22 protein-coding genes are annotated in these 22,078 nt (G+C 65.1%); 14 read left to right on the forward strand and 8 right to left on the reverse strand.

Features of this window, described 5'->3' with window-relative positions:
* The first annotated feature begins 3 nt into the window (after nucleotides 1-3).
* From rplV to glmS, 7 genes are all read left to right on the forward strand, one after another.
* A complete protein-coding gene (gene rplV, locus CAFEA_RS01730; RefSeq protein WP_034997238.1) occupies nucleotides 4-363 on the forward strand; it encodes a 50S ribosomal protein L22 in 360 nt (119 codons plus the stop codon).
* Entirely contained in the window at nucleotides 363-1,106 is a 744-nt protein-coding gene (gene rpsC / locus CAFEA_RS01735; RefSeq protein ID WP_034997239.1) for a 30S ribosomal protein S3, read from the forward strand. The genes rplV and rpsC overlap by 1 nt, the downstream gene beginning before the upstream one ends.
* A gap of 3 nt (nucleotides 1,107-1,109) precedes the next feature.
* The gene (gene rplP / locus CAFEA_RS01740; RefSeq protein WP_034997241.1) at nucleotides 1,110-1,526 is read left to right on the forward strand and encodes a 50S ribosomal protein L16; all 417 of its coding nucleotides are present in this window, start codon (nucleotides 1,110-1,112) and stop codon (nucleotides 1,524-1,526) included.
* A complete protein-coding gene (gene rpmC, locus CAFEA_RS01745; protein ID WP_034997243.1) occupies nucleotides 1,526-1,765 on the forward strand; it encodes a 50S ribosomal protein L29 in 240 nt (79 codons plus the stop codon). Before rplP ends, rpmC begins: the two co-directional genes overlap by 1 nt.
* A gap of 2 nt (nucleotides 1,766-1,767) precedes the next feature.
* Nucleotides 1,768-2,052: a 30S ribosomal protein S17 gene (rpsQ, locus tag CAFEA_RS01750; protein ID WP_034997244.1), complete on the forward strand. Its 285-nt coding sequence runs from the start codon at nucleotides 1,768-1,770 to the stop codon at nucleotides 2,050-2,052.
* Between the two features lie 177 nt (nucleotides 2,053-2,229).
* A complete protein-coding gene (locus tag CAFEA_RS01755; RefSeq protein WP_063937590.1) occupies nucleotides 2,230-4,332 on the forward strand; it encodes a PhoX family protein in 2,103 nt (700 codons plus the stop codon).
* Between the two features lie 103 nt (nucleotides 4,333-4,435).
* The gene (gene glmS / locus CAFEA_RS01760) at nucleotides 4,436-6,301 is read left to right on the forward strand and encodes a glutamine--fructose-6-phosphate transaminase (isomerizing) (protein ID WP_063937588.1); all 1,866 of its coding nucleotides are present in this window, start codon (nucleotides 4,436-4,438) and stop codon (nucleotides 6,299-6,301) included.
* 211 nt (nucleotides 6,302-6,512) lie between these two features.
* Here glmS and CAFEA_RS01765 read toward each other — a convergent pair whose 3' ends face one another.
* The 3 genes from CAFEA_RS01765 to CAFEA_RS01775 all read right to left on the reverse strand — a co-directional run bounded on the left by CAFEA_RS01765 (nucleotide 6,513) and on the right by CAFEA_RS01775 (nucleotide 8,493).
* Entirely contained in the window at nucleotides 6,513-7,112 is a 600-nt protein-coding gene (locus CAFEA_RS01765) for a Fic/DOC family protein (protein WP_238635284.1), read from the reverse strand.
* A 101-nt stretch (nucleotides 7,113-7,213) separates the two neighbouring features.
* On the reverse strand, nucleotides 7,214-7,435 hold the full coding sequence (locus tag CAFEA_RS01770) for an antitoxin VbhA family protein (RefSeq protein ID WP_063937584.1): 222 nt from the start codon (nucleotides 7,433-7,435) through the stop codon (nucleotides 7,214-7,216).
* A gap of 191 nt (nucleotides 7,436-7,626) precedes the next feature.
* Nucleotides 7,627-8,493: a carbohydrate kinase family protein gene (locus CAFEA_RS01775; protein WP_063937582.1), complete on the reverse strand. Its 867-nt coding sequence runs from the start codon at nucleotides 8,491-8,493 to the stop codon at nucleotides 7,627-7,629.
* Nucleotides 8,494-8,511: 18 nt separating this feature from the next.
* On the opposite strand from CAFEA_RS01775, the gene CAFEA_RS01780 reads away from it, so the two are divergent.
* Both CAFEA_RS01780 and CAFEA_RS01785 read left to right on the forward strand, forming a co-directional pair.
* Nucleotides 8,512-9,780, forward strand: coding sequence for a glycoside hydrolase family 32 protein (locus CAFEA_RS01780; protein ID WP_063937580.1), 1,269 nt, complete (start codon nucleotides 8,512-8,514; stop codon nucleotides 9,778-9,780).
* 12 nt (nucleotides 9,781-9,792) lie between these two features.
* Nucleotides 9,793-11,802, forward strand: coding sequence for a sucrose-specific PTS transporter subunit IIBC (locus tag CAFEA_RS01785; protein WP_063937578.1), 2,010 nt, complete (start codon nucleotides 9,793-9,795; stop codon nucleotides 11,800-11,802).
* Here the strand turns inward: CAFEA_RS01785 and thiD are convergent.
* The 4 genes from thiD to CAFEA_RS01805 are packed head-to-tail and all read right to left on the reverse strand — an operon-like array spanning nucleotide 11,778 to nucleotide 16,871.
* Nucleotides 11,778-12,599, reverse strand: coding sequence for a bifunctional hydroxymethylpyrimidine kinase/phosphomethylpyrimidine kinase (thiD, locus tag CAFEA_RS01790; protein ID WP_063937576.1), 822 nt, complete (start codon nucleotides 12,597-12,599; stop codon nucleotides 11,778-11,780). The genes CAFEA_RS01785 and thiD overlap by 25 nt on opposite strands.
* Before the next feature lie 22 nt (nucleotides 12,600-12,621).
* Nucleotides 12,622-14,214, reverse strand: coding sequence for a GTPase (locus CAFEA_RS01795; protein WP_063937574.1), 1,593 nt, complete (start codon nucleotides 14,212-14,214; stop codon nucleotides 12,622-12,624).
* A complete protein-coding gene (locus tag CAFEA_RS01800) occupies nucleotides 14,207-16,060 on the reverse strand; it encodes a GTPase (protein ID WP_063937572.1) in 1,854 nt (617 codons plus the stop codon). Before CAFEA_RS01800 ends, CAFEA_RS01795 begins: the two co-directional genes overlap by 8 nt.
* A gap of 19 nt (nucleotides 16,061-16,079) precedes the next feature.
* Nucleotides 16,080-16,871 carry a formate/nitrite transporter family protein gene (locus CAFEA_RS01805; RefSeq protein WP_063937570.1) on the reverse strand — a complete coding sequence of 264 codons (792 nt, stop codon included), beginning with the start codon at nucleotides 16,869-16,871 and terminating at the stop codon, nucleotides 16,080-16,082.
* Between the two features lie 415 nt (nucleotides 16,872-17,286).
* Here CAFEA_RS01805 and rplN point away from each other — a divergent pair, with 415 nt between their 5' ends.
* From rplN to CAFEA_RS01825, 4 genes are all read left to right on the forward strand, one after another.
* A complete protein-coding gene (rplN, locus tag CAFEA_RS01810; protein WP_034997264.1) occupies nucleotides 17,287-17,655 on the forward strand; it encodes a 50S ribosomal protein L14 in 369 nt (122 codons plus the stop codon).
* Between the two features lie 3 nt (nucleotides 17,656-17,658).
* Nucleotides 17,659-17,973, forward strand: coding sequence for a 50S ribosomal protein L24 (gene rplX, locus CAFEA_RS01815; RefSeq protein WP_063937568.1), 315 nt, complete (start codon nucleotides 17,659-17,661; stop codon nucleotides 17,971-17,973).
* Nucleotides 17,973-18,560: a 50S ribosomal protein L5 gene (gene rplE / locus CAFEA_RS01820; protein ID WP_034997268.1), complete on the forward strand. Its 588-nt coding sequence runs from the start codon at nucleotides 17,973-17,975 to the stop codon at nucleotides 18,558-18,560. The genes rplX and rplE overlap by 1 nt, the downstream gene beginning before the upstream one ends.
* A 337-nt stretch (nucleotides 18,561-18,897) precedes the next feature.
* A complete protein-coding gene (locus tag CAFEA_RS01825) occupies nucleotides 18,898-20,415 on the forward strand; it encodes an OFA family MFS transporter (RefSeq protein WP_076589984.1) in 1,518 nt (505 codons plus the stop codon).
* Here CAFEA_RS01825 and CAFEA_RS01830 read toward each other — a convergent pair.
* Nucleotides 20,412-21,167: a formate dehydrogenase accessory sulfurtransferase FdhD gene (locus CAFEA_RS01830; protein WP_159437633.1), complete on the reverse strand. Its 756-nt coding sequence runs from the start codon at nucleotides 21,165-21,167 to the stop codon at nucleotides 20,412-20,414. The two genes, CAFEA_RS01825 and CAFEA_RS01830, sit on opposite strands and share 4 nt — an antisense overlap.
* A gap of 178 nt (nucleotides 21,168-21,345) precedes the next feature.
* Here CAFEA_RS01830 and CAFEA_RS01835 point away from each other — a divergent pair, with 178 nt between their 5' ends.
* Nucleotides 21,346-22,059, forward strand: coding sequence for a DUF2786 domain-containing protein (locus tag CAFEA_RS01835; protein ID WP_063937562.1), 714 nt, complete (start codon nucleotides 21,346-21,348; stop codon nucleotides 22,057-22,059).
* Nucleotides 22,060-22,078: the final 19 nt, after the last annotated feature.

A 22,078-nucleotide genomic window follows, 5' to 3' on the forward strand; every position in this document is an offset into this window, starting at 1 on the left:
GCAATGGCTGACACCATCACCACTGCATCCGCGACGGCCAAGTTTGTCCGCGTCTCGCCGATGAAGGCCCGCCGCGTGCTGGCTCTCGTCCGCGGTAAGGACGTTGCCGAGGCCCTCGCGATCCTGAAGTACGCACCGCAGGGTGCTGCCAAGGACGTTGCGAAGGTTGTTGCCTCCGCAGCAGCCAACGCTGAGAACAACTTCGGCATGGACCCGCGCACGCTCGTCATCTCCGAGTGCTACGCAAACGAGGGTCCGACGATGCGCCGGTACCAGCCGCGCGCTCAGGGCCGCGCCTTCCAGATCCGGAAGCGCACCTCCCACATCACCGTTGTTGTCGAGTCCAAGGAAGGGGCCAAGTAATGGGCCAGAAGATTCACCCGCACGGCCTGCGCCTGGGTATCACTTCCGACTGGAAGTCCCACTGGTACGCCGACAAGAACTACGCCGACTACGTTGCGGAGGACATCAAGGTCCGCGAGTGGCTTGAGAAGAACCTCGAGCGCGCCGGCATCTCCGACATCGTCATCGAGCGCACCCGCGACCGCGTGCGTGTGGACATCCACACCGCTCGTCCGGGCATCGTCATCGGCCGCCGCGGCGCCGAGGCCGACCGCATCCGCCGCGAGCTGGAGAAGCTCACCGGCAAGATGGTCGCGCTGAACATCATCGAGGTCAAGAACATCGATGCCGACGCAACCCTGGTTGCGCAGTCCATCGCCGAGCAGCTGGTCAACCGTGTCGCGTTCCGTCGCGCCATGCGTAAGGCCATCCAGTCCGCGATGCGCAACCCGCAGGTCAAGGGCATCAAGGTTATGACGTCCGGCCGCCTCGGCGGCGCGGAAATGTCCCGTGTCGAGCGTTACCACGAGGGTCGCGTTCCGCTGCACACCCTGCGTGCGGAGATCGACTACGGCACGGCAGAAGCACACACCACCTTCGGCGTCATCGGCGTCAAGGTGTGGATCTACAAGGGCGACGTCGTGGGCGGTGTCCGCGAGTCCGAGCTGAACGCCCCGAAGAACGAGCGCGGTGGCCGAGGCGACCGTCGCCCGCGCCGCGGCGGCCAGCGTCGCCAGCGTGCAGAGCAGAAGAAGGAGGGCTAATTCATGCTCATCCCTAAGCGCGTGAAGTACCGCCGTCAGCACCGCCCGAACCGCTCGGGTGTGTCCAAGGGCGGCAACACGATCACCTTCGGCGACTACGGCCTGCAGGCACTCGAGCCGGCGTACATCACCAACCGCCAGATCGAGTCCGCACGTATCGCCATCAACCGCCACGTCAAGCGTGGTGGCAAGGTGTGGATCAACATCTTCCCGGACCGTCCGTTGACCCAGAAGCCGCTCGGCGTGCGTATGGGTTCCGGTAAGGGCCCGGTAGAGAAGTGGGTGGCCAACGTTAAGCCTGGTCGCATCCTCTTCGAAATGTCCTACCCGAACGAGGAGACTGCAATTGAGGCTCTGCGCCGCGCTGGCGCAAAGCTTCCGTGCAAGGTCCGCGTGATCAAGAAGGAGGACCAGTTCTAATGGCAACCGGTACCCCCGCATCTGAATTCCGTGAGCTGAGCGATGACGAGCTGCGCACCCGCCTGAGCGAGGCGAAGGAAGAGCTGTTCAACCTGCGCTTCCAGCTTGCTACCGGCCAGCTCACCAACAACCGCCGCATCTCCACCGTGAAGCGCGACATCGCTCGCATCTACACGGTGCTGCGCGAGCGCGAGCTTGGCCTGTCCGTCGTCCCGGAGTCCACGGGAGCTGAGGCATAACCATGAGTGAGGCAAACGTGACTGAGAACACCAAGGTCAAGGCAGTGCAGAAGCGTCGTCGTGGCTACGTCGTGTCCGACAAGATGGACAAGACGATCGTCGTTGAGGTCGAGGACCGTAAGTCCCACGCCTTGTACGGCAAGATCGTGCGTACCACCGAGCGTGTGAAGGCACATGATGAGACGAACACCGCAGGTGTTGGCGATCTCGTCCAGATCGAGGAGACGCGTCCGCTGTCCAAGGACAAGCACTTCCGTCTCGTCGACATCATCGAGAAGGCTCGCTAAGAGCACTTAGCTTCTCGACAACGTACCCGTCCAACCTGTGTTGGGCGGGTATTTTCGTCTTTGGTGGGCCCCATTAGGAGAGTTTGACAAGTGTTCACCTGGAATTCGGCATTCATACACGCCTGTTGACTAACTTCTTTTCAGGCCAAAGTCTGTATACGTTTCCTGGGAGAACTCATGCCTATCAAGGGTATTAACCTGCTGTTCCAGTCCAAGCGCTCCTCGATGACCTGCACCTACAAGTGTGGTAACGCGTGCGCTGGCGATTGCACCAACGAGTCCGACAACCCGTACTTCGGCGACCTGATGTCCCGCCGTGGCGTTCTCAAGGCCTTCGGCGCCGGCACCGTGACTCTCGGCGGCGGCGCGCTGCTGGCCGCGTGTGGCGTCGATGAGAATGCGGCGCAGACCACCGAGTCCGCCACCGCAACCACCACCAACACCACAACCGAGGCTGCGAAGGCTGAAATCAAGCCGGCAGCGGGTATGCAATTCGAGGGCGTGCAGCCGAACGAGAAGGACGAGGTTGTCGTCCCGGCCGGCTACGCCACCTCCGTGCTGATCGCCTGGGGCGACCCGGTTTACGAGGACGCTCCCGAGTTCGACCCGAATAACCAGACCGCCGAGGCCGCTGCCCGCCAGTTCGGCTTCAACAACGACTTCGCCGGCTTGATGGAGCACCCGACGGACAAGGACCGCATGGTCTACGTCTGCTCCCACGAGTACACCACCGAGCCGCAGATGCTGCCGAACTACGATCCGGAGAACCCGACGGACGAGCAGATCAACATCGGCATCATGGGCCACGGCCACACCATCCTCGAGGTGTCCAAGGACGCCAAGACCGGCGAGCTCAAGCGCGAGTTCGGCCCGCTGAACCGCCGCATTACCGGTGAGACCGAGTTCAAGATCGTCGGCCCGGCCGCTGGCCACGACCTGCTCAAGACCTCCGTCGACCCGACCGGCACCAAGGTCTTCGGCACCTTCAACAACTGCGCTGGCGGCGTCACCCCGTGGGGCACCTTCCTGTCCGGCGAGGAGAACATCGACCAGTACTGGGCCAACGCAGCTGCCGTCACCGGCGAGCGCCCGGCCGCCGACGTGAAGCGTTTCGGCGTGTCCGAGGAGGCATCCCAGCGTAAGTGGGAGCGCCTGCACGACCGCTTCGACCTGGCCAAGGAGCCGAACGAGTTCAACCGCTTCGGCTACCTGGTTGAGATCAACCCGTATGACCCGGAGTCCGTCCCGGTCAAGCACACCGCCCTGGGCCGCTTCAAGCACGAGGCCGGCAACGTCCACGTCACCGAGGACGGCACCGTAGTGTGCTACTCCGGCGACGACGCACGCTTCGAGTACATCTACAAGTTCGTCTCCTCCAAGAAGGTCAAGGAGGGCGACGTCGCCCACAACATGACCATCCTGGACGAGGGCACCCTCTACGTTGCCAACCTCGAGGGCAACTCCCCGGCCGGCGAGATCACCGGCGACGGCGACCTGCCCAAGGACGGCGACTTCGACGGCACCGGCAAGTGGATCCCGCTGCTGACCGCACACGCAGACGGCACCGCTGAGTCCCACGTCGACGGCTTCACCGGTGAGGAGGTTGCCATCTACACCCGCCTCGCAGCTGATGAGGTCGGTGCCACCAAGATGGACCGCCCGGAGGACTTCGAGGTCAACCCGGTCAACGGCAAGCTCTACATGGCGCTGACCAACAACAAGTACCGCGGCGCCACCGGCGAGAACGAGAAGAAGAGCCAGGAAGACGTTACCGAGTACGCTCCGATCCGCGAGAACAAGAACGGCCTCGTCATGGAGCTCGAGGACGACTACGCAGGCACCGAGTTCACCTGGAACCTGCTGCTCGTCTGCGGCGACCCGAACGCAGCGTCGACTTACTTCGGCGGCTTCCCCAAGGAGCAGGTGTCCCCGATTTCCTGCCCGGACAACCTCGCGTTCGACTCCCACGGCAACCTGTGGATCTCCACCGACGGCAACGCACTCGGCTCCAACGACGGCCTGTACGCTGTCGGCCTCGAGGGCGAGAACCGCGGCCAGGTGATCTGCTTCCTCACTGTGCCGTACGCAGCTGAGACCTGTGGCCCGATCGTCACCGACGAGGTGGTCATGGTCAACGTCCAGCACCCGGGTGAGACCGACGAGGGCACCTTTGAGAAGCCGGCTTCCCACTGGCCGGACGGTGGCAACTCCGTTCCGCGCCCGGCCGTTGCACAGGTGTTCCGCACCGACGGCCAGAAGATCGGCATGGAAAAGGCGTAAGCCTGAAGGCGCAATCCGATCGACCCCGCCGCTGACCACAAATGTGGTCCGTGGCGGGTTTTCACTTTTTACAGCCCCCTATACAGGAGTACGATTTTTTCCCATGTGTGGAATCGTTGGATACGTTGGCGCCGGCACCGCTGAGCGCGACGCGAAAAATGTCATTGTCGAGGGACTTCGCCGCCTCGAATACCGCGGATACGATTCCGCAGGTGTTGCGGTGGCCAACAACGGCGTCATCGAGTGCCGTAAGAAAGCCGGCAAGGTCGCGGACCTCGAAGCTGAAATTGCTGATAACCCCATCGCCTCCTCGAAGCTGGGCATCGGACACACCCGCTGGGCAACCCACGGCGGCCCGACCGACGTCAACGCCCACCCGCACGTGGTCGGCGACGGCCGCATGGCTGTGGTCCACAACGGCATTATCGAGAACTTTTCGGCGTTGAAGGCGGAGCTCGTCGATAAGGGCTACCGCTTCATCTCCGAAACCGACACTGAGGTTGCTGGCACCCTGCTGCTGGACATCTACGACAAGGAAGCTGACAGCGACCTCACCCGCGCGATGCAACTGACCGCGCAGCGCCTTGAAGGTGCGTTCACCCTGCTGGCGATCCACGCGGACCACCCGGACCGCATCGTCGCCGCACGCTGGAACTCCCCGCTGGTCATCGGCGTGGGCGAGGGCGAGAACTTCCTTAGCTCCGACGTCGCCGGCTTCATCGAATTCACCCGCGACGCAGTGGAGATGGATAATGGCCAGATTGTCACCCTAACCGCCGACGGCTACGAGGTCTGCGAATTCGACGGCAACCCCGCCGAAGCCAAGCCGTTCACCGTGGAATGGGACGTCACCGCCGCGGAGAAGGGCGGCTTCAACTCCTTCATGGAGAAGGAAATCCACGACCAGCCCTCCGCCGTCCGCGACACGCTCTACGGTCGTTTCGACGAACAGGGCAAGCTCATCCTCGACGAGCTGCGTATCGACGAATCCGTGCTGCGCTCCATCAACAAAATCATCATCGTCGCCTGCGGCACCGCTTCCTACGCAGGCCAGGTGGCGCGCTACGCCATCGAGCACTGGTGCCGCATTCCGACGGAGGTAGAGCTCGCCCACGAGTTCCGCTACCGCGACCCGATTGTCAACGAACGCACCCTCGTGGTGGCCGTGTCCCAGTCCGGCGAAACCATGGACACGCTCATGGCCGTGCGCCACGCCCGCGAGCAGGGCGCGAAGGTGATCGCGATCTGCAACACCGTCGGTTCCTCCATCCCACGCGAGGCAGACGCGTCGCTGTACACCTACGCCGGCCCGGAGATCGCCGTCGCGTCGACGAAGGCGTTCATCTCCCAGATCGTCGCCGCTTACCTGCTCGCCCTGTACCTGGCGCAGGTGCGCGGCAACAAATACGCCGACGAAATCCGCCAGATCGTTGACGAGCTGCAGGAGATGCCGGACAAGATCCAGCAGGTGCTGGACAACGAGGGGCAGGTCAAGCAGCTGGGCCAGGACATGTCGGATGCGAAGTCTGTGCTGTTTTTGGGCCGCCACGTCGGCTTCCCGGTCGCTCTCGAGGGCGCTTTGAAGCTCAAGGAGGTGGCTTACCTGCACTCCGAGGGCTTCGCCGCCGGCGAGCTCAAGCACGGCCCGATCGCGCTCGTGGAGGAAGGCCAGCCGGTGTTCATCATCGTGCCGTCCAAGCGCTCCCGCAATAACCTGCACGCCAAGGTCGTCTCCAACATCCAGGAGGTCCGCGCCCGCGGTGCGGTGACCATCGTGATCGCGGAAGACGGCGACACGGACGTGGAGGCCTACGCCGACCACATCATCCGCATCCCGCAGTCCGCCGGCCTGATGCAGCCGCTGCTGTCCACCATTCCGCTGCAGATCTTCGCCTGCTCCGTGGCGGAGGCCCGCGGCCTGAACGTGGACCAGCCGCGCAACCTGGCCAAGTCCGTGACGGTGGAGTAGGGGTTTCGCGCTTTCCTGGCGTCGGGCTCGGGCGGTTTCGTCCAGGTCCGGCGCCTTTCTCGTGCCGGTTGCGCGAATCGTCTAGCAGTGGGCCGGAGAGTGCTAGACGATCACGCACCGGGCGCCGCGTTTGCCCAGGTGAAGTTGGAAATAGTTGTCGTTAGCAGCGTGATCGTCTAGCAGCGGCGGCGAGCTGCTAGACGATCAGGCCTCAGTGGGATTCGGGGGACCACGCCACGCCGGGGTGCGCGCGGCGGAACTCCATCATCCGGTGGAAGACCTCAGCTGCGCCTGCTCTTTGGCCCTGCGTCTCGCTGAGTGAGCCACTGCCGTCGGGGAGATCTGTCGGGACGAACACGCCGGGGCGCAGTACTTGGGCGAGAAAAGAGGGATCGGCAGTTGCAGCGCCGACGTATCGGGCAGCGTGTGCCTCCGCGGCGTCGATACGCGTCCAGTCCACCGCCCAACCTGCAGCGCGCAGCATCTGATCGAAGAAGTACCGCTGCGTGCGGGAGTTGCCGTCGCGGAACGGGTGCACGATTGTGAGCTCGCTCCAGTGATCTGCGACGGTCCGCACCGCAGACTCGATTTCTGACGACGAAGGCGGCAACTTCGCGATGCGGCTCATGACCCGGTCAAGCTCAGTGTCGACGTACTGTGCCCGGCACATTGCCATGCCCATTGCGCCGACCTCCTCGGTGCGGATATCGCCGGCCCACGGGTAGATGTCTTGCATCAGGTAGCGGTGGGTGCGGAGGAGAGATTCGCGGGTGAACTCGGTGAGGGGCGGCCCGGTCTCGAGCTCACCCAACCGTTGCGTAGCAAGGCTCCCGGCGATGCGTTCTAGCTGCGCGGGATCTGAAATCCCAAACAGGTTATCGGGTGCTTCCCGGCTCTGTCGGGCCACGATGCTTAGGCCACGCCGGCGATGCGTCGGCGCAGTTCGTGTGCGCGTGGCGAATCGCCCAGCCCCTCGCGCTCCAAGACAAGCAATACTGCCTCGTCGGCGGAGACCTCGCCACGGAATTGCCGTCTTAGCAGCGTTTCGTCTTCGGCTGATAAGGGCTGCCCCGCCATGACCATAGATGCGTTCACGGCGGCAACCTTTTGGTCTTCACTGCGCGGGTCGGTCATGGTGCAGAATTTTACCCGCTCAGGAGTGGAAGCGGAACCCTGCGGATCTGCTAGTTCCGCTTTGGACAGCACTAGCAGATCAACTGTCCAAGTTTTTGTTTGCGCAGGTGGTGTTGAAACTGCTTGTCGGTAAGAGCGTGATCTGCTAGTTGCCTGGTCTCGAGGTGGTTGGGGAACTAGCAGACCCGCGCCTACGCCAGTTCGTGCAGGTACGGCGTGTCGGCGCCGGTGCGGGAGACAGTGATGGCGGCGGCGCGGGCGGCGAAGTCCAGGATCTCGCGCCACTCATCGGCGCCCAAGGCCAACAGCGCGGAACGGTCGAGGCCGCGGGCGTCGAACTGGTGCACCAGCGCGGCCATGATGGTGTCGCCGGCGCCGATGGTGTCCGCGACCTCCACGGCGGGGGCCTGCACCTCCACGGAACCGAACGGTGCGCGGACGCGGATGCCGTCGCCGCCGAGGGTGGTCACCACAACGGGCACGTCGGAGGTGTCGCCGAGGAATTCGACTTCCTCGTCGGATAGCTTCAGCACCGTGACAGATTCCAAAAGCCCGCGCAGGAACAGGCGGTGCTTCTCGGAGGAAAACGCGGGCCGCAGGTTGGGGTCCAGGCACACGATCGCGCCGTTGTCGGCGCTGACGCGCGCGGCTTCGGCGTAGCGCAGCGAGCCGGGTTCCAGGGCCAGGGACAACGTGCCGAACACTGCGTAGCCGTCGGTCACCGGCACGGGTTCGGCGAGCCGGTCCGCGGTGCCGTTGACGTAGAAGGTGTAGGAGGCGGAGCCGTCGTCAAGCAATGCGGTGACTGCAAGCGTGGTGGGTTCGCTGCCGCTGGGGCACAGCGAGAGGTCGACGCCAGCGTCGAGGAGCGATTGCCGCAGCGCCGCGCCGTATGCGTCGGAGGAGAGGCGCGACTGGAACGCCACTGAAGCCCCGAAGCGCCCCAGCGCGCGGGCCACGTTGAACGGGCCGCCGCCGAGCGCCGGGGTGAGCGGCGCGAGCGGGCCGGGGGCGGACGGCACGAGGTCGACCAGGGCTTCGCCGTACACGGTGATCATGCGTCATAGAATAAACACATGTCGTACCGGCCGAAACACCACCTCACCGCGCCTCAGGGCAGACTCAACGACCCGAACGGGATGATGTTGCTCGGCGATGAGCTGCATGTGTTCTACCAGCACGACCCGAGTTTTCCCGCCCAGCCCAAACGCACCGGTTGGGGGCATGCGGTGACCACGCTGGGCTCGGGGGTGTGGCGGCATCTCCCGGACGCGCTCTACCCGGGCGTGTCTTACGACGAGAACGGCTGCTACTCCGGCTCGGGCGTGGTGCACGACGGCCAGATCCGCCTGTTTTACACCGGCAACGTCAAACGCGACGGAAAGCGGTTGACCAGCCAGAACATCGTGGATGTGGACGACATCGAAGGCCCCATGGGCGGGACGTACCGCCGCCGCGGCACCAACCCGGCGATCGACGGCCCCGCAGAGGGCTACACCGCGCACTACCGCGACCCGCACGTCACCCAGGCGCCGGACGGCACCTGGCGGATGGTGCTGGGCGCCCAGCGCGACAACGGCACCGGCGCGGCTGTGCTCTACACCTCGGATGACTTGGACACGTGGCAGTTCGCCGGCGAGATCGAGTTCGCGGGGCTGAACTACAACGTGGCCTCGGCCTACATGTGGGAGTGCCCGAACCTGCTGCGGATGCGCGATCAGGCCACGGGCACCGAGCGCGACGTGTTTGTCTTTTGCCCGCAGTTTCCGGATTCGGACGAGTGCGGGTACGTCGTGGGCAAGCTTGAAGGCTTGCGGTTCGAGGTCGAGCGGGATTTCACCCCGCTGGATTACGGTTCGGAGTTCTATGCGCCGCAGCTCATCAGCGACAACAACGGCGGCGCGCTCATGCTCGGCTGGATGGGGCTGCCCGCGCGCGACGGCACCCCCACCTTCCACGCGGAGGGGTGGGTGCATCAGCTCACGCTGGTCAGGGAGCTTTTGCTTATCGACGGCCACCTGGCCACCGCCCTGCAGATCCCGGACGCCCACGACATGCTCGTCGAGCGGGTGGCGCTGGGGGACGCACCCTGGGCGGCGGACCTCGTCGCCGAGGGGGAGCACACGTGCGCCACAGTGGCCTGGCGGCCGGACGGAAAAGGGCGCGGCACCGTGTTGGTTGATGTGGGCGGGCGTATCCGGTGGGCCGAGTGCGCCGCAGGTGAGCTGGTGCTTACCGCGGACGGCGCGGCGGTGGAGTGCACCGCGGGCGACGGGGAAGTCGCGTTTTCTTTTGCCGTCTTTGCTCCCGGTGGGGCGCAGTGGTCGGCGCTGACACCTCAATAGGAAGGAACAACTGTGCAACATAAGGATGTGGCCAGCCGAGTGCTGGCCGCCGTGGGCGGCGAGGACAACATCGTCGGCGCGGCGCACTGCGCCACGCGTCTGCGGATGGTGCTGAAGGATTCTTCGCTGGCGGACACAGCCGCGCTGGAGAACGACCCGGATCTCAAGGGTGTGTTCGAGACCGGCGGGATGTACCAGATCATTGTCGGCCCTGGCGACGTGGATCAGGTGTTTGCGGCGATGGACGGGATGACGTCGAGAAGCATTGCGGTCTCCACCGAGGAGCTGAAAAGCGTGGCGGCGGACCAGGGCAACTGGTTCACCCGCTTTATCAAGGTGTTTTCCGACATCTTCGTGCCGCTGATTCCGATCCTGGTCGGCGGCGGCCTGCTCATGGCGCTGAACAACGTGCTCACCGCGGAGGGGCTGTTCGGCGACGATTCCCTGGTGGGGATGTTCCCGCAGATCCAGGGGCTGACCGAGATCATCAACGTGCTGTCGTCCGCCCCGTTTGCGTTCCTGCCGGTGCTGGTGGGCTTTTCCGCGACGAAGCGCTTCGGCGGCAACGAGTACTTGGGCGCAGGCATGGGCATGGCGATGGTGCACCCCGCGCTGGTCAACGGCTACGACGTGGCCACGTCCATGGCGGAGGGGACCATGCCGTACTGGGACCTGTTCGGCTTCCCGGTGGCGCAGGGCGGCTACCAGGGCGCTGTGCTTCCGGTGCTGGCTGTCGCGTGGATTCTGGCCACGATTGAGAAGTGGTTCCACCGCCGACTGAAGGGCACCGCGGACTTCTTGATCACCCCGCTGGCCACGCTGCTGATCACCGGGTTTATCACCTTCATCGCTGTCGGCCCGTTCGTGCGCTGGCTCGGCGATCTGCTCATCCACGGCCTGGCCGGCCTGTACGACCTGGGCGGCCCGGTGGGCGGGTTCCTCTTCGGCCTGGTGTACTCGCCGATTGTGATCACAGGACTGCACCAGTCCTTCCCGCCGATTGAGCTGGAGCTGTTCAACCAGGGCGGCTCGTTTATCTTCCCCACGGCGTCCATGGCCAACATCGCGCAGGGCGCGGTGGCGCTGGCGGTGTACTTCCTGGCGCGCAACGCCAAGCTCAAGGGCCTGGCGGGGTCCTCGGGTGTCTCGGCGGTCTTCGGCATCACCGAACCGGCGATCTTCGGCGTGAACCTGCGTCTGCGCTGGCCGTTCTACATCGGCATGGGCGCGGCGGCAGTTGGTGCGATGCTGATTGCGCTTTTCGACGTCAAGGCCACCGCCCTAGGTGCCGCCGGCTTCATCGGAGTCGTGTCCATGCGCCCGGGCGATATGCCGACGTTTTTGGCGCTTGCTGCCGTCACGTTCGTGGTCGCGTTCGCGGCCGCGTATGGCTACGGCCGCTACTTGGTGGGCAAGCAGGGGACCATCGACCCGAATGCCCCGGAAGATTCGCGCGCCGATGCCGCCGCGGCGGCCACGCTGCGCGAGGCGTCCGCGGACGCGCTTCCTGTCGCGGCCCCGCTCACCGGCGAGGCGCTGCCGCTGGCGGAGGTTTCTGACCCGATGTTCGCCCAGGCCAAACTCGGCGAGGGCGTGGCGATCCGCCCGACGGTGGGGGAGCTGCGCTCGCCCCTCGACGGCAAAGTGGTGGTCACCTTCCCGTCCGCCCACGCCTACGCGGTGCGCGGCACCGGCTCCGACGGCAAGCCTGTGGACGTGCTCATGCACATCGGCTTCGACACCGTGAACCTCAAGGGCGAGCACTTCACCCCGCAGGTGAAGAAGGGCGACGAGGTGCGCGCGGGTGACCTGTTGGCCACCTTCGACATCGAGGGCATCGAGGCCGCCGGCTACGAGGTAACCACACCAGTGGTGGTGTCCAACACCAAGAAGGTCGGCGAGGTGCTGCCGAGCCTGCTGCTGCCCGGCAGCGTCAGCGCCGGCGACAAGCTGTTCGCGGTGGAACCGAAGGAGCCGAAGCCTGTAGCGCCCGAGGCTCAGACCCCGCCGGCCAGCCGGTAGAGACGGTGGAAGTGGTGCACGGGGCCGTTGCCGCGGCCGACGTTAAGTTCGTCGGCATGCGCGATGGCCTCATGGAGCCACTCGGATGCCCAGGTAACGGCGGCAGTGGCGCTGCCGAGTGCCATGCGCGTTGCCAGCGCGGAGGACAGGGAGCAGCCGGTGCCGTGGGTGTTTTTCGTCGCTACGCGGGGCACCTCGGCGACGTGCGCGCTGCCGTCGGGGGCAACGAGTGCGTTGGAGGCACGCTCGCCGCTGAGGTGGCCGCCCTTGACCAGGACCTGCACGTCTGCCTCGCGGGCGTAGCGCTGTCCCAGTTCCACCGCCGCGTCGAACGAATCTGGCTCGGGCTCGTCGGTCAGTACCGCCAGCTCCGGGATGTTCGGGGTGACCACGGTGGCGTGGTCGGCCACCAGCTGGCGCAGCGCGGCTTCTGCGTCGGCGGAAAGCAGCCTGTCGCCGGAGGTGGCCACCATCACCGGGTCCACCACCACGACCGGCACAGGGCGGACGGCGAGGTAATCGGCGACGGTGTGGGTGGTCTCTGTGTCGCCGAGCATGCCGATCTTCACGGCGTCGACCGCGACATCGTCGAATACCGCGTCGAGCTGCGCGCGCAAAAACGACTGCGGGGGTGTGTGGATCTCGCGCACACCTTGGGTGTTTTGCGCCACCAGCGCGGTGGTCACGCTCATGCCGTAGCCGCCGGCGGCGGCGATGGCCTTCAGGTCGGCCTGGACGCCGGCGCCACCGGTGGGGTCGGTGCCAGCGATGGACAGAACTCTGGGGATTTGTGCCATGTCTGTCGACCGTACAGGGAAACTAGCCGGCGGCTACGGCGATGCGTTCGGCGAAGCGGGAGTAGTCCTCCCGGATCGCCAGAAGCGGCTCCACGACGGCGGTCTGGGAGACCTCCGCGACCTGTTTCTGCACCGCCGAGCGGGTGCGCCGCTTCACCCCGGAGCCGAGCATCCCGCCGAACACCGCGGAGATCAGGCCAATGACTAGGCCGGTGAGCAGCCCCGCCATGATCAAAAGCGTCGGGATCGGCCAGCCCTCCACGTCGGGGACAAGGTCGCCGCCGAGCAGCGGCGTGAGCACGCCCGGCACGAACGCGACCAGGAGGTACCACAGCACGCCCACCAGTGCGGCCAGCAGCGTCAGCCACTGGATCACGGTGAGCAGCGACCAGCCTTTGGACGGCTCCGCGGGCAGCGTGGTGCGGGCCACGGCGCGGTCCAGCTCCGCGGGCAGGCCGGCGGAGACCTCCTCGGCGCGGTCGGCCACGGCGGCGGACCACTCGTGCGGCAGCCCGTCGGAAACGGCGCTCGCGTAGTCGCGCACGCCCCGGTTGGCCACGGCCTTCGAGGCGGCGTCGAGCTCCGGCATGGAGCTGCGGTGCACGCCGATTTCGTCGGATGCTTCGCGTAGCCCCAGACGGCGCAGCGGGTCGGGCTTGAAGCGGGTGATCCAGGACGTCAGCAGCCACCCGGTGCGCTCGCGCAGCCGCTTGCGGTAGGCCGCGGCGGTGGTCTGCGCGATGCGGTCCGCGCCGGCGGCCTGCGCGAGCACGGCATCCATGTCGCGTTTCGCATGCTTTGTCACGCCTCCGGCACCCTTCACCCCGGCATACCCTTCGGCAACGGAGCGGATGTCCGCCTCGATGCGCGCAGTCTGCGCCGTGTGGGCCTTGGCAACTTTCGCGATCGCGGCGCGCAGGTCCTCGATGCCGGCACCGGTCAGGGTGGAGGTAGGGACGACTTGGACGTTGGAAAGGCCGTCGTCACGCAACAGCCCCGCATACGAGTCCGCGACGGTGCCGACATCGCCTGCGTTGAGCAGGTCGGACTTGTTCAGCACCGCCAGCGTCACGGCGGAGTGGTTGGCGTGCGGGCGGATGAACTGGTCGTGGATGACGGAATCCGCGTACTTCTCCGGGTCGGAGACCCACACCAGCACGTCCACCTGGCCGGCGAGACGCTCCGCGATGGCGCGGTTGGACTCCTCAACCGAGTCGAAATCGGGCAGGTCCAGCAGGATCAGCGGGCCTGCGCCGCGGGCGAACTCGCCTTCGCGTGCACGGCGGTCTTCCACACCGAGCCAGTCCAAAAGTTCCTCGGAGCCGTCCGGCTCCCAGATCGCGGCCAAAGGCGAGGAAGTGGTGGGACGCCGCGCTGCCGCCTTGCCCAGGTCCTCGCCCACGACAGCGTTGAACAGGGAGGTTTTGCCGGAGCCGGTGGCGCCGAAAAAGCCCACAACGGTGTGGTCGCCGGACAGCGCGCGGCGTTCCGCGCCCGCCTTCGCCACGCGCTCGAGGCCCTCGCGGTGTGCGGGGGAGAGGTACGGCGCGCCGATCTGCGCGGCTTCCTCCAGCGCCACGAGCCGCTCGGTCAGGCCAGCCTTCTTCTTAAACATTGCCGCCCCCCTTGCCAAAGCTGCCGCGCAACTGGTCGAACAGGCCGCGCAGCGCGCCGCGCTCGAAGCTTTCCTCCACGTCGTCTTGGGCTGCAGGAACTGCAGGAGCTGCTGGCCTATCGACGAGCCCAAGGAGCCTCACGTCCACAGCCCGCTTCGCCTCCGCAGTCGCCTCGCGCAGCTGCTCGGCGGTCGCGCCCTCGAGCAGGGGATCCGTGAAGGCGTGGTAGCGGTCTCGCTCCGCGGCGAAGAGCTCGCCCAAACGCTGGTTCAGGTCCTCGCGGGCCTCGGTGACCATGCGGCGCACGGTTTCCTCGCCGAAGATGGTCTCCAAAAGCTTCTGGCCCAGCACCGCGGATCCGCCCGCGATGGCGACCTCGCCGCCGGTGATGCCCGCCGTGGAGGCGAAGACCACTAGCATCAGCGCCACGGTGACCACGTTGAGGCCGAAGGACATGATGCGGGCGCGCTGGCGCTTGTCGCCCGCGGTGTCCTGGATGCGGGTGACCATGTCTTGCTGCCAGTCGCGCACCAGCTGCGCAGCCTGCTCGGAGATGTCGGCGCTGGCGCGGGCCAGGGCCGGATCCGCGTCGGTGCGCAGCTCCGGGGCTACCGAACCGGTGTGGGACCAGGCGCGCGAGGCGGCGGTTTCGGCGGCGTCCACAATCACGGCGTGGAGGCCGGACTCGATTTCCGTCTCCACCTCGCGCAGGGGAGCGGGCTGGCCGGTGAAGAAGCTGCCCACCTTGTCCACGGCGCTGGAGAACCAGCGCTCGAAGCCGCGGAATACGTCGGAGGTGCCGATGACATCCTGCCAGCGGTCCATCACCTCGGAGCGCAGCAGCTTGCCGTCGGAGGTGGCGTCGATGACGTGGCGGTTCGCGGCGGTGTAAAACTCGTGGATCGACTCGTCCAGCTGGTTGGCAAAGTTTTCCTGCCGCTCCCGGCGGCCTACCAAGGCGTCCACGCGGTGAAGTGCCGATTCCACAGCGCCAGCGACGGTTTTGCCGGCCACATCGCGCCGGGCGGCGGTGTCGTCCGCGAGCGTAGTCAGGTAATCGCGCAGGTCAGCGACCAACTCCTCGCCCAGGAACTCGCCAGTCTGCTCGCCGCCCAGGTCCGCCACGAACGGGACGGTAAACACGGTGGCCTTGGACAGGCCTGCGTCGTTCATCATGCGGCGCAGGTCGTCCGGCACCGTCTCCGCGGCCTTTTCGTCGAGTCGGTTAAGCACGACGACGACCTCGATGCCGCGGCCGGCAGCGTCGTTGAGGAAGTTCCACACCAGCTGATCCGCGTAGCGGGCCGGGGTGGTAACGAAAATCCACAGGTCCGCCGCGGCGAGGAGCTGGGACGCCAGTGCCCGGTTCTGGTCGTCGATGGAGTCGAAATCGGGGGCGTCGAGAAGCGCCAAGCCCTCCGGGATGCGGGGCGTGTCCACGACACGCAGTGTGGTGGAGCGCTCGTCTCCTGCGCCGTGGGAGCGGGCGAGGCCAGGCAGGACCTGCGGGGAGTTGAACCAGTCCGCGTCGCCGGGGTTGGCCACCAGCACCGGCTGGCGGGTAGTCGGGCGGATCACGCCCGGGTTGGACACTCGCTCGTGCAAAAGCGCGTTGACGAGGGTGGACTTGCCGGAACCGGTGGAGCCGCCGATGACGGCAAGCAGGGGAGCGTCCAGGTTGGCCAAGCGCGGCAGCACATAGTCGTCGAGTTGATTGACTATGGCTCTGGCTTCGGAGGCGACGTCGACAGGCAACGCCGTGTCTGCCACAGCATCGCGCACGCCGCGCACGGCCTGAAGGACATCTGGGGCCGAGTGGGAAACAGGTGTATTCACCTGTCCCATTCTGGCAGACGGTACGGGACTAGTCCTTGTAGTCCGTCTTGGTCAGGTTGAGCCAGCCGTAGAGCCCGCCCATGATGAAGCCGCCGCCGACGAAGTTGCCCAGCCACACGACAACCCAGTTGCGGATGACGTTCCAGGTGGTGAAGCCCTCGATCGCCTCCGGGCCGAGCGTAAAGCCGCCCAGGCTGGTGAGAATGAAGTTCGCGATGGAGTGCTCGTAGCTCATGGTGGCGAACGACGGGATGATCAGGATGACGCCCCACAGCTTCGCACTGAAGTCCTTGCCCGCCTGGGTGGCAAGCATAAAGGCGATGTTCACAACGACGTTTGCCAAGATGGCCTCGACAAACAGCGTCTTACTGGATTTCTGCAGCTTCGCCGCAAGCAAGTCGTGGAGGAATCCGTCCACCTCAACCAACTGGCCCATGGTGGTCCGGGAAATCAACCATGAAATCGCCACTGCACCAATGAGGTTGAAGATGGTGACGAACAGGACTAGCAACAGGCCTTTGACCACCGTGTTCTTCTTATGCAGTGCGCCATAGGTCATGAACATCATGTCGCCTGTGGCGAGTTCGCCTTGCAACACGATGATGATGTACAGCGTGGAGGCGAAGATGGCGCCGAACGCGTACTTGCCCCAGCCTGGGGCGTAACCGTCCAGCAGTTGGGCAGTGGAGGCAGCAAACGCCGTCATGATGCCCAGGTACACGCCCGCCAAGACTGCGCGGGTACCAAACCTGGCGGGCTCTTGGGTAAAGAGGTCAATCTTGTTCTTGATCGCCGTAGGGGCGGCTTCGTAAAAACTCACGGGTATTAACGTACAAGAGGTAATACTTTATGGCGAAACTTCGCGATCGCAGCACGACCGTGGTGACCTGCGGTGTTGACAATTTTATCGGTTTGTGTGTTCGGATTCACAGACACAAGTCACTTTTTCAGGCGGCCGTTCCGGTAGGGCCTGCCGGTGCGCATGCGTTGTTGCGGAGCAGGATTTGGGGAATCTACCCAGCTCGTGGTTGAATACCCCAGTTGTCTGCTGCTGGTCGGATGCGACGCGCGTTTCCGAGCTGAACATCCGAGACCCTTCGACCACGGTGCGCTCTCCTCGTGTGCGGGGAACGAGCGCACGAGGTTCGTCGATAAGCAATGGGCACCGAAAGCATTGACCACGTGCGTACAGGACGGAAATCTGGCGCACATTGAGCCAGGTCAGGAGACCAACTGTGATTCAGAAAGAATCGCGTCTGAAGGTCGCCGACAACACTGGTGCACGCGAAATCCTGTGCATCAACGTTCTCGGCGGTTCTGTTCGACGCTTCGCCGGCATCGGCGACACGATTGTCGCCACCGTGAAGGAAGCAGCCCCGGGCGGCAACGTCAAGGAAGGCGAGATTGTCAAGGCCGTCATCGTGCGCGCCAAGAAGGAAACCCGTCGTCCGGACGGCTCCTACATCTCCTTCGACGAGAACGCTGCCGTCATCATCAAGAACGACACCGAGCCGCGCGGTACCCGCATCTTCGGCCCGGTTGCTCGTGAGCTGCGCGACAAGCGCTTCATGAAGATCGTGTCTCTCGCACCGGAGGTGATCTAACCTATGAAGATCAAGAAGGGCGATATGGTCCAGGTCATCGCCGGCAAGGACAAGGGCGCTCAGGGTCGCGTCATCGAGGCGTACCCGCAGCGTGACAAGGTCCTGGTCGAGGGCGTGAACCGCATCAAGAAGCACGTCGCCAACTCCTACACGGAGCGCGGCGCCGAGTCCGGCGGCATTGTCACCCAGGAAGCCCCGATCCACGTGTCCAACGTGATGATCCTGGATTCCGACGGCAAGCCGACCCGCGTCGGCTTCCGCTTCGACGAGGACGGCAAGAAGATCCGCGTGGCCAAGTCGAACGGGAAGGACATCTAATGACTGAGAGCATTCAGAACTACACCCCCCGCCTGAAGACGCGTTACCAGGACGAGATCCGCACCAAGCTCAATGACGAGTTCTCTTACGACAACGTCATGCAGATCCCGGCCCTGACCAAGATTGTTGTGAACATGGGTGTGGGCGACGCTGCCCGCGACTCCAAGGTCATCAACGGCGCGCTCGAGGACCTCACCGCGATCACCGGCCAGAAGCCGCAGCTGCGTCGCGCGAAGAAGTCCATCGCTAACTTCAAGCTCCGCGAAGGCATGCCGATCGGCGCGAAGGTCACCCTCCGCGGCGACCGCATGTGGGAGTTCCTGGACCGTCTGCTGACCGTGGCGCTGCCGCGTATTCGCGACTTCCGCGGCCTGAACGACAAGCAGTTCGACGGCAACGGCAACTACACCTTCGGCCTGTCCGAGCAGACCATGTTCTACGAGATCGACATTGACAAGATCGATCGCGTGCGCGGCATGGACATCACGCTTGTGACCACCGCCACGAACGACGACGAGGGTCGCGCCCTGCTGACGCACCTCGGCTTCCCGTTCGCTGACAAGGACGGCAAGATGAAGCGCGCATAAGCGTTTTGCTTTGCAGCTTTGCGACGATGCCTCCGGTTCTCCTTGAACCGGGGGCATTTTCGTGTCTTGGTGGGGCTTTCGCTGTGTGTGGGCGGTGATGCTTCTGGCCGTGCTATTCCGGGCAGAATTCGAATGCTGGATTGCGAATGCGCGGCTCTTGTCGGCGATCTTGCGGCAGTAACGAGCTGCAACTAACGAGTTCTGGGGGTGGGCTCGGGCGGGGAACCTCGGCGAGCTTCAGTGGGCAGTCTGTGGTGAATGGAAGCTTTTTGTTCCACACCACTGCGAGATATGATTCCGTTCGTAATTTATGCAGACGAGACGGCAGGAAGCGTCCATGTCAATCTTCTCCCGGGGCGCGATCATCGCGCCTAAGGAATTCAACCGTTGGCTCATCGTCCCGGCGGCGCTGGCCATCCACCTCTCCATCGGTCAGGTCTACGGGTTCTCCGTGTTTAAAAAGCCAATGATGGAGCACTTCGGGGTGGGGGAGGTTGCTGTGGGCTGGATCTTCTCGCTGGCGATCGGCATGTTGGGCACCTCGTCTGCGCTGTTCGGCTCGTGGGTGGAAAGGGTCGGGCCGCGCGCGTCCATGTCTGTCGCTGGCCTGCTGTGGGTGGCCGGATTCCTCGTGGCCACGCTGGGCATTCACACCGGCAACCTGTGGTTGGTGTACGTCGGCTACGGGTTCATCGGCGGCATTGGGTTGGGCATCGGCTACATCTCGCCCGTGTCCACGCTGATGAAGTGGTTCCCGGACCGGCCGGGCCTGGCCACGGGGCTTGCCATCATGGGTTTCGGCGGCGGCGCGCTCATCGCCTCACCGGCCTCGAACCGGTTGATGGAGGCGTTCGGCGGAGGTGCTGAGCTCGCGGACCGCGCCGCGGGACTCGAACCGACGTTTATCACGCTTGCGGTGGTGTACGCAGCCGTGATCGCCATGGGCGCGTACTGCATCCGGCTGCCGCACCCGGATTGGACCCCGTCTGGCGCGCCGAAGTTGAAGGTGAAGCCGGCGAAGGTCGCCATCGTGGGCGCGAATGTCAGCGCGAATAACGCGATCCGCACACCACAGTTCTGGTGCCTGTGGGTGATCCTGTTCTGCAACATCACCGCCGGCATCGGCATCCTGGAAAACGCCGCGCCGATGGTGCAGGACTACTACCCGGCGCTGACCGCCGCGGCCGCCGCCGGGTTTGTCGGGCTGCTGTCACTGGCCAACATGGGCGGGCGCTTTATCTGGTCGTCTGCCTCCGATGTCATCGGCCGGAAGAACATCTACATGGTCTACCTGGGGGTTGGCCTGATCTTCTACTTCGTGGTTGCTTCCGCCGGCCACACCAGCCTGGCGCTGTTCGTTGTCAGTACCCTGATCCTGCTCACCTTCTACGGCGGCGGGTTTTCCACCATCCCGGCGTATCTGCGCGATCTCTTCGGTGTGTACCAGGTCGGCGCGATCCATGGACGGTTGCTCACGGCCTGGTCCGCGGCGGGTGTGGCGGGCCCGTTGATCATCAACATGGTGGTGGAGCGCCAGGCCAGCCGCGGCAACTCCGGCCCGGAGCTGTACCAGCTCTCGCTCTACATCATGTGCGTGCTGCTCGCGGTCGGCTTGGTTGCGAACATTTTGGTCAAGCCGGTTCACAAGAAGTGGTTCGAGGACCCGGAGACGGTGCAGGCCAAGGTGGAGGCGGATCGTGCGTCGGCGAGAGCATCCGCTACGACGGCGACCGCCAGCGGTGCCGGATCCCTGCACGCGCTGGCGGCTGTGGTGCTCGCGTTGGTTATCGCGGTGCTGCTTGTCTACGGGCTGTGGGAGACCGCGGCGAAGGCGTCGCAGATGTTCGCCGGTTAGGCCCCGGCGTAAACGCTGAAACGCTCGGCGCTCACCTCACCGACGAGCACCGTGTTGGTGGCCCGGGCAAGCTCCACGGCCATCGATGTCACGCCGGCGGTGGTGGCCACCGCGCCGAACCCGGCTGCTGCGGCGGCCCGCACGATCTCGAAGCCCACCTGCGCATCGGTTGCGAGGGTGAGGGCGGGGGATGCGGAGGCGTCGAGAAGCATGTGCCCCGCAATCTTGTGCACGGCGTTCAAAGCGTCGAGGTCTTGGCGGCCCGTGCCACCCGCGACGGCGGTGGGCAGGTCGCGCGTGCGGTGCTGCGACAACACCCCAGGCAGCGCGAAGATCTCGGACGGCTCGAGCTCCATGAACGTATCGCGCACGTCGAGGTTGGCGGCGAGCTCGCGCACCCGCTGCTCGGCGGAAATGCCGCAGGCGTCGCCGGGGATCGGGTCGATAAACTGCGGGGCCGAGGGGCGCGCGAGCTGGATATCCAGCAGGTTGTAGGTGTTCTCGCCGCCGATCGCGCCCTCGCAGTAGCGGGCGGTGACCACGTCCTCGACCCGGGTGATCATCCCGCGCGCCAGCAGCAGGCCGTGGGCGAGCTCGATGTCGTGGCCCGGGGTGCGCATAAGCGTAGCGGCGCTCACGCCACCGGCCCGGATCTCCAGCGGCTCTTCAACCGCGACCTGGCCCGCGCGGGTGTCGCGGGTGCCGTCGGCGGAGATTCTGGTGACTGCGAAGCTGCGTTTGGTCCTGCTCACGGGAACCGATGGTATCGCCGGATTCTTAACTCGCGAACTCGCGGCGAATCTACGTGCGAAAACTCGGGTTGTCCACAGGGGTGCGAACGCGAATTACACAAGCACAAAAACACAGGCCTTGACCGCCCATTACAACTGCACCCACACATCCGAACACAGAAAGGGGTGGGTGCGTCCGATGCGTACCGAAGACAAGATCAAACAACGGCTACAGAAACTGCTCAACCAGGCCCGCGACCGTGAGGGCACACCGGAGGGCGACGCGTTCTACGCCAGAGCCTTCGAGCTCATGGCCGAGTACGGCTACGAACAACGCGACCTGGACACCGATGACGGCGACGAGGTGGGCCAGCGCGCTTACGAATTCGCCGGCGCCTACACGGAGATGCAGGCGAACCTGCTTCTGACCATCGCATTCGCGCTGCACTGCACGGGGTTTTCGCAGCGCGTGTACAACTCCACGCGCATGAAAGACGCCGTCATCTTCGGCTGCGCGCGCCACCTGGAGAGGGTGGACATGCTGTACGCGCTGCTGTTGCCCGTGATGCTTGCGGATGCGCAGAAAGTGCGCGCGACCAGCTGGGGTGAATCGGCGGTCGTGCGCCGCCGCAGCTTCATGTCCGGCTTCGCCGCCAGCATCGGTGCGCGTCTCGCCGAGGCGGAAAAGACCGTGGAGGAATCAGACGGGGAGTATGGGCTCGTGCTTGTCGACGACTTCCAGAAAGCCACCGAAGCCCGCGACAATTTCGCGGCAGAGATGGGCTTCTTTCTCGGCAGCTTTTCGTCCAAACGGTCCTTCGACGCGGATGCGTTCGATCAAGGGCATGAGGCGGGGCAGCGCTCCGACATCGGGCAGACGCGGGTGCGTTCGCGCCCCGCGCTGCCGTTCTAGCCGCGCTGAACGGGAATCT

Origin of the sequence: Corynebacterium afermentans subsp. afermentans (genome assembly GCF_030408355.1) — a bacterium.
In the GTDB taxonomy this organism is placed as follows: Bacteria; Actinomycetota; Actinomycetes; order Mycobacteriales; family Mycobacteriaceae; genus Corynebacterium; species Corynebacterium afermentans.

Coding starts and splice junctions, on each gene's coding strand:
- rplV (WP_034997238.1), top strand. CDS start 4: ATGGCTGACACCATCACCACTGCATCCGCGACGGCCAAGTTTGTCCGC.
- rpsC (WP_034997239.1), top strand. CDS start 363: ATGGGCCAGAAGATTCACCCGCACGGCCTGCGCCTGGGTATCACTTCC.
- rplP (WP_034997241.1), top strand. CDS start 1,110: ATGCTCATCCCTAAGCGCGTGAAGTACCGCCGTCAGCACCGCCCGAAC.
- rpmC (WP_034997243.1), top strand. CDS start 1,526: ATGGCAACCGGTACCCCCGCATCTGAATTCCGTGAGCTGAGCGATGAC.
- rpsQ (WP_034997244.1), top strand. CDS start 1,768: ATGAGTGAGGCAAACGTGACTGAGAACACCAAGGTCAAGGCAGTGCAG.
- CAFEA_RS01755 (WP_063937590.1), top strand. CDS start 2,230: ATGCCTATCAAGGGTATTAACCTGCTGTTCCAGTCCAAGCGCTCCTCG.
- glmS (WP_063937588.1), top strand. CDS start 4,436: ATGTGTGGAATCGTTGGATACGTTGGCGCCGGCACCGCTGAGCGCGAC.
- CAFEA_RS01770 (WP_063937584.1), bottom strand. CDS start 7,435: ATGACCGACCCGCGCAGTGAAGACCAAAAGGTTGCCGCCGTGAACGCA.
- CAFEA_RS01775 (WP_063937582.1), bottom strand. CDS start 8,493: ATGATCACCGTGTACGGCGAAGCCCTGGTCGACCTCGTGCCGTCCGCC.
- CAFEA_RS01780 (WP_063937580.1), top strand. CDS start 8,512: ATGTCGTACCGGCCGAAACACCACCTCACCGCGCCTCAGGGCAGACTC.
- thiD (WP_063937576.1), bottom strand. CDS start 12,599: ATGGCACAAATCCCCAGAGTTCTGTCCATCGCTGGCACCGACCCCACC.
- CAFEA_RS01795 (WP_063937574.1), bottom strand. CDS start 14,214: ATGTTTAAGAAGAAGGCTGGCCTGACCGAGCGGCTCGTGGCGCTGGAG.
- CAFEA_RS01800 (WP_063937572.1), bottom strand. CDS start 16,060: ATGGGACAGGTGAATACACCTGTTTCCCACTCGGCCCCAGATGTCCTT.
- rplX (WP_063937568.1), top strand. CDS start 17,659: ATGAAGATCAAGAAGGGCGATATGGTCCAGGTCATCGCCGGCAAGGAC.
- rplE (WP_034997268.1), top strand. CDS start 17,973: ATGACTGAGAGCATTCAGAACTACACCCCCCGCCTGAAGACGCGTTAC.
- CAFEA_RS01825 (WP_076589984.1), top strand. CDS start 18,898: ATGTCAATCTTCTCCCGGGGCGCGATCATCGCGCCTAAGGAATTCAAC.
- CAFEA_RS01835 (WP_063937562.1), top strand. CDS start 21,346: ATGCGTACCGAAGACAAGATCAAACAACGGCTACAGAAACTGCTCAAC.